The 6,173-nt window shown below is 68.4% G+C and carries 5 protein-coding genes and 1 pseudogene; 4 read left to right on the top strand and 2 right to left on the bottom strand.

The window, feature by feature from the left end; translation table 11 throughout:
* Both Q1K57_RS04685 and leuA read left to right on the top strand, forming a co-directional pair.
* The coding region (locus tag Q1K57_RS04685) for a CNNM domain-containing protein (protein WP_300079516.1) at positions 1 to 756 on the top strand (756 nt) is incomplete at its 5' end.
* Positions 757 to 1,095: 339 nt separating this feature from the next.
* Complete coding sequence (leuA, locus tag Q1K57_RS04680) at positions 1,096 to 2,853, top strand: 2-isopropylmalate synthase (RefSeq protein ID WP_300079514.1); 1,758 nt, start codon at positions 1,096 to 1,098, stop codon at positions 2,851 to 2,853.
* Between the two features lie 76 nt (positions 2,854 to 2,929).
* Here leuA and Q1K57_RS04675 read toward each other — a convergent pair.
* Positions 2,930 to 3,604: pseudogene (locus Q1K57_RS04675) on the bottom strand (ATP-binding cassette domain-containing protein).
* On the opposite strand from Q1K57_RS04675, the gene Q1K57_RS04670 reads away from it, so the two are divergent.
* Positions 3,604 to 3,972, top strand: coding sequence for a response regulator transcription factor (locus tag Q1K57_RS04670; RefSeq protein ID WP_300079512.1), 369 nt, complete (start codon positions 3,604 to 3,606; stop codon positions 3,970 to 3,972). The pseudogene Q1K57_RS04675 and the gene Q1K57_RS04670 overlap by 1 nt on opposite strands.
* Positions 3,973 to 4,108: 136 nt before the next feature.
* A complete protein-coding gene (gdhA, locus tag Q1K57_RS04665; RefSeq protein ID WP_300079509.1) occupies positions 4,109 to 5,452 on the top strand; it encodes an NADP-specific glutamate dehydrogenase in 1,344 nt (447 codons plus the stop codon).
* A 9-nt stretch (positions 5,453 to 5,461) separates the two neighbouring features.
* Here the strand turns inward: gdhA and Q1K57_RS04660 are convergent.
* On the bottom strand, positions 5,462 to 6,173 hold a 712-nt coding region (locus tag Q1K57_RS04660), incomplete at its 5' end, for a hypothetical protein (RefSeq protein ID WP_300079507.1).

Here is a 6,173-nt window from a genome sequence, read left to right as displayed (position 1 = left end):
GTGGGGCTGCCGACCGTGGCCGCGGACGTGGTGGCATTCGTGCTGGCGCTCGTCATCGTGACGTTCCTCCATCTGGTGGTGGGCGAGATGGCCCCCAAGTCGTGGGCCATCGCGCACCCGGAGAACTCGGCGGTGCTGCTCTCGCTGCCGATGCGGTGGTTCATGGCGGTCGTGCGCCCTCTGCTGGTGGGTATGAACGCGGCGGCGAACTGGCTGGTGCGGAAGGCGGGCGCCGAGCCGGTCGACGAACTCTCGAGCGGACAGGACGCCGCCGGCCTGCGTGAGCTCGTGGAACACTCCGCGAACGTGGGCGCCCTCGACATCCGCTACCGGGGGTCGTTGACGCGCGTGCTGCGGCTGCGGGACCAGACGGCGTCCGAGATAGTGGACGTGAGCCGGGCGCTGACCGCGGTCGGGCCGGACGCCGTGGCCGCCGACGTGCAGGCCGCCACGCGGGCGAGCGGGCACCTGCGCGTCCTCGTGCGGGACGGCGACAAAACGGTCGGCGTGGTGCACGTGCGCGACACGCTCGCCGTCGCGCCGGACACGCCCGTCGCCGCGCTGCTGCGGGAGCCGGTGCTGGTGGAGGCCGCCAGCGGGCTGACGACGGTGCTGACGCGGCTGCGTCAGGGGCGCACCCAGCTGGCCGTCGTCGCCGACGGCGACCGCGAGCTGGGAGTGGTGACGCTGGCGGACATCCTGCCCGGCCTCATGCCCGACTCCATCCTCGACGCGGGCGTCCCGACGGAGGAGTAGGCCGCAGCGCGCCCGGTTTCGGCCCGTCGGAGCCGTGCCGACCCCGCGCACGTTTCTGACATAGCTTTTCTGACATAGGGATTCGTGGCACGTGAAACAGATTTCCTATGTCAGAAGCGTGATCGTGCCCACTGGATGGGACCACGGCGCGGGCGGTGGCGCCGGGGGCGTCCCACGTGTGTAACATGCCCCCATGGCATGGGCGAACCTGCTTCTTGGTCGCCGCAGCGAGGCCTAGACCTCCGACCCCGCCGACGGGTCCTGTGAGGCGTCAGGCTTCCTCGTTGCGGAGTTCTTGCACGCGCCTGGCATTCCCCACCGAACCCTCAGGAAAGAGCCATGACCACCATCACCACCTTCGGCACCGTCGCGCAGAACGGGGCGCCAGCCCAGCAGCCCAGCCCGATGCCTTTCCACCGCTACCGGGCGTTCGAGCCGGTCGATGTCCCCGACCGTGCCTGGCCCACCAGGAAGATCACCCACGCTCCCCGCTGGCTGACGACCGACCTCCGCGACGGCAACCAGGCGCTCATCGACCCGATGACCCCGGCCCGCAAGATGAAGATGTTCGACCTGCTCGTCAAGCTGGGCTACAAAGAGATCGAGGTCGGCTTCCCGTCCGCCTCGCAGACCGATTTCGACTTCGTCCGCAAGCTGATCGGCGAGGACCGCATCCCCGACGACGTTCAGATCTCCGTCCTCACCCAGGCCCGCGAGGACCTCATCTCGCGCACGGCGGAGTCGCTGGTCGGCGTCAAGCGCGCCAACATCCACCTGTACAACGCGACCGCGGAGCTCTTCCGCCGCGTGGTGTTCGGTATCGACGAGGCCCAGTGCATCGCCATGGCCACCCGAGGCACCGAACTGGTCATGAAGTACGCCGAGCAGCACCTGGGCGACGTCGAGTTCGGCTATCAGTACAGCCCGGAGATCTTCACCCAGACGCCCACCGAGTTCGCCGTCGAGGTCTGCAACCGCGTTGCGGACGTCTGGCAGCCCGACGCGGGCCGCGAGATCATCTTCAACCTGCCCGCCACGGTCGAGATGAGCACCCCCAACACGTACGCCGACCAGATCGAGTACTTCATTCGCAACATCCGCAACCGCGAGCACGTGTGCGTCAGCCTGCACCCGCACAACGACCGCGGCACGGCCGTCGCCGCCACCGAACTGGCCCTCATGGCGGGCGCCGACCGCGTCGAGGGCTGCCTGTTCGGCCACGGCGAACGCACCGGCAACGTCGACCTGGTCACGCTCGCCATGAACCTCTTCACCCAAGGCATCGACCCACAGGTCGACTTCTCCGACATCGACGAGGTGCGCCGCACCGTCGAGTACTGCACCGGCATCCAGGTGCATCCGCGACACCCGTACGCCGGCGACCTCGTGTACACGGCGTTCTCCGGCTCCCACCAGGACGCCATCAAGAAGGGGCTCGAGGCGCTGGCGAAGAAGGCGGCAGCGGCCGGGCAGTCGATCCACGAGGTCGACTGGGAGGCGCCCTACCTGCCCATCGACCCGCACGACGTGGGCCGCACGTACGAGGCCGTCATCCGGGTGAACAGCCAGTCGGGCAAGGGCGGCATGGCCTACATCATGAAGAACGATCACAGCATGGACCTCCCGCGGCGCCTGCAGATCGAGTTCAGCCGCGTCGTCCAGCAACACACGGACGCCGAGGGTGGTGAGGTCAACGCCGCGCAGATGTGGGCGATCTTCGAACGCGAGTACCTGAGCCGGCACACGCCGCTCGATCTGCTGCAGTACCGCTCCGTCTCCGAGGAGGGGGTTTACGCCGTCGACGCCGCCCTGCGCGTCAACGGCCGGGAGAAGCAAGTCGGCGGCGAGGGCAACGGTCCGCTGTCGGCCTTCGTGGACGCGCTGGCACTGATCGGCTACCCCGTCCGGGTGCTCGACTACTCCGAGCACGCGCTCAGCTCCGGCGACGACGCCCTCGCCGCAGCCTACGTGGAGTGCGAGGTCGGTCAGGGAGATGACGCGCGTGTCCTGTGGGGAGTCGGACGGCACAGTTCGATCGTGACGGCGTCCCTGAGGGCCGTCCTGAGCGCGATCAATCGGTACCACGCTGATCGCTGATCCTCACTGATCGGGTGCCGGAGCCTCTTGGGGTTCCGGCGCCCGTCGGGTTGACGGGAAGGTAGCGCAGCAGCGTTCAGGCGGCCGTGGGGCTGGAGGGGAGGCAACGCCCTCGCAACGCGTCCATCCGGACGATCCGATCGGCGCGCGCCGCCACGGCCGGATCATGCGTGACGATGAGGAACGCGCTTCGGGGAAGCGTGGCGAACATCACCTCGAGGATCTCGTCGCGGCGGTCCGCGTCCAGCGATCCCGTCGGCTCGTCGGCCAGCACCAGCGCAGGAGCTGCGACCACGGCCCGGGCGATCGCGACCCGTTGGCGTTCGCCCCCGGACAGTTCGCTGGGCCGATGTCCGAGTCGATGCTACAACTCCACCTGGGCCAGTGCCTTCCGGGCGCGTTGGAGGGCTTCGGCCGCTGCGACCCCCCGCAGGCGGAGTACGAAAGCGACGTTCTCCTCGGCGGTGAGCTTGTCGAACAGTCGGAAGTCCTGGTGGATGTGCCCGACCACGTTGAGGCGCAGGTTGGCGCGTGCTCCCACTGACAGCGCCCCGAGATCGCACCCGGCGAGGGTGACCGTGCCGCTGTCCGGCACGAGGAGCCCCGATGCCAACCCGAGGATGGTGGACTTGCCCGAGCCGGACTCGCCCAGGAGTGCGATGTGTTCATGGTGGGCGATCGCCAGATCGAAGGCGTCCAGCACGGGGACGCGTCGGCGACCCCGGTGATGGGAGAACCTGATGGTCTGCATTGAGAGCAGCATGTCTGGCGCAGGGGGCGTCCGGATTCCTGTTGAAGAGCACTTCTCCTGAGGCGCTCATGGACGCACTGCGTTTGGTGCACCGCGGCACCACCGTGATGTCGGATTGTCCGGCACGGCGCATGGTGGGGCGCCGACCCACGGTCCCGGCCACGGTGTCGCTGACGCCGAGCGAGCAGCACGTGCTGGAGTTGGTCTGCGAGGGACTGACCAACGCGCAGATCGCCGGACGCCTCTACCTGTCTGAGTCGACGGTCAAACTGCGGATCGTGTCGTTGGAGGAAAAGCTGGGCACGACCACGCGCATCCAGACGGCCGTGCGTGCACTCCAATGGGGGCTGGTTGGCACGTCGGGGTGACGAGCGCCGATCCGCGGGGCAGATCGTGGCACACCCGCGTTGAGGACCGTTGGGTGAACGAGCGAGGTCGCAGGGGCGGGGCAGTCGTAGACTCCCCGGCGGACAAACGCCATTCATCGAGGAAAGGTTCGCCGCAATGGAGCTCACTCCGACCCTGCAGGAAGAGTTCGACATCGTCGTCCGCCGGAACCCCGGCGAGGCCGAGTTCCACCAGGCGGTACGCGAAGTACTGGAGTCCCTGGGACCGGTGATGGAGCGGCGTCCCGAGTTCGTCGAGATGGGAATCATCCCGCGCGTCTGCGAACCGAACCGCCAGATCATCTTCAAGGTCAACTGGCAGGACGACGCCGGCCGCGTGCACACGAACCGTGGGTTCCGCGTTCAGTTCAACTCCGCGCTCGGGCCCTACAAGGGCGGCCTGCGCTTCCACCCGAGCGTGTACCTCGGCATCATCAAGTTCCTCGGCTTCGAGCAGATCTTCAAGAACGCCCTCACCGGCATGCCGATCGGCGGGGGCAAGGGCGGCTCCGACTTCGACCCGAAGGGCAAGAGCGACAACGAGATCATGCGCTTCTGCCAGTCGTTCATGACCGAGCTCTCCGGCCACATCGGGCACGACATCGACGTGCCGGCCGGTGACATCGGCGTGGGCGGGCGCGAGATCGGCTACCTGTTCGGCCAGTACAAGAAGATGACGGGGCGCTACGAGTCCGGTGTCATCACCGGCAAGGGCCTCACGTGGGGTGGCTCGCGGGCGCGCACCGAGGCGACTGGCTATGGCACCGTGTTCTTCGCCGACGAGATGCTCAAGCTGTCCGGGGAGAGCTTCGACGGCAAGAAGGTCGTCGTGAGCGGCTCGGGCAACGTGGCCATCTACGCCCTGGAAAAGGCCCAGCAGTTGGGCGGCACGGTGGTCGCCATGTCGGACTCCAGCGGCTACGTCGTCGACGAGGGCGGCATCGACCTCGAGCAGATCCAGGAACTCAAGGAGGTCCGGCGCGGCCGGATCAGCGAGTATGCGGACGCCAACAGCTCTGCCCGCTTCGTGTCCGACGGCTCCATCTGGGACGTCCCGTGCGACATCGCCCTGCCCTGCGCCACGCAGAACGAGCTGGACGCCGCCGCCGCCAAGACGCTCATCGACCATGGCTGCACCCTCGTCGCCGAGGGCGCGAACATGCCGAGCACGCCGGACGCGATCCGGGCGTTCACGGCGGCGGGCGTGCGGTTCGCGCCCGGCAAGGCCGCCAACGCCGGTGGCGTCGCGACCTCTGCGCTGGAGATGCAGCAGAACGCCTCGCGCGACTCGTGGACCTTCGAGCACACCGAGGACAGGCTGAAGGAGATCATGGTCGGCATCCACGAGCGCTGCTACGAGACCGCGGAGGAGTACGGAGCCCCGGGCGACTACGTGCTCGGCGCCAACATCGCCGGCTTCCTGCGCGTGGCCGACGCGATGGTCGCCCTGGGCGTCATCTGAGCCTAGGGGTCAGCTCTCCCAGCACACCACGCGCTGGCTGACGATGTCGCTGGCGAGTTCCAGGTGGTCGAAACGCGCCACATGGACCACGTCGGCGAGGTGCGCGGCGGCGTCCGGAACGAGGTCGAAGACCGCGTTCGGACGCCGCCACACCACCTCCGGCGCGTAGGTTGTGCCGGGCCGACCGTCGAAGACAGCCGCGTAGAAGATGCCGGTCTCGACCAAGTCCTGGAAGAAGTGGCTGCCGTAGCTCAGTTCCGGGCGGAAATCGCCCTCGGCGTAGGTGGTCTCGACCAACGCTGCGGCGTGATTGATCTCGGCGAACCGCACGGGGACACCCAACGACTCGGTCGTCGTGCCCCATCGGCCCGGCCCGACGAGGGCGAACGCCTCCCCCGCGAGGGCGCGGTTCACCATACCGACGAGGCGGGCGACCCCGTGCCGCTCCGACGTGCCGAGCCCCAGGTACAACTCGGGGCGCACGGCGACCACGTAGCGCAGCGGCGTCCGGACGTTGCCGCCCATGAAGTTACCGGTCGTCTCGAACAGGACGCCGCCGTTGCCGGCAAGCTCGGGCATCGCCACCGCCGCGCCGGGCCCACGGGTCTGCAGGGGGCGGCACTGCACGATGCCGACGCGCACGTCGCCGCTGCTGGTGATGTTGACAGTGAACTCGACGTCGACGGGGTAGTCGTAGGCCACGGCGAGGGCGTCCAACACG

The sequence above is a fragment of the Propioniciclava sp. genome (genome assembly GCF_029977985.1).
Taxonomy (GTDB): Bacteria; Actinomycetota; Actinomycetes; order Propionibacteriales; family Propionibacteriaceae; genus Propioniciclava.
Note: the sequence above shows the minus strand (reverse complement) of the source record. Positions and strands in the feature narration are given on the sequence as shown.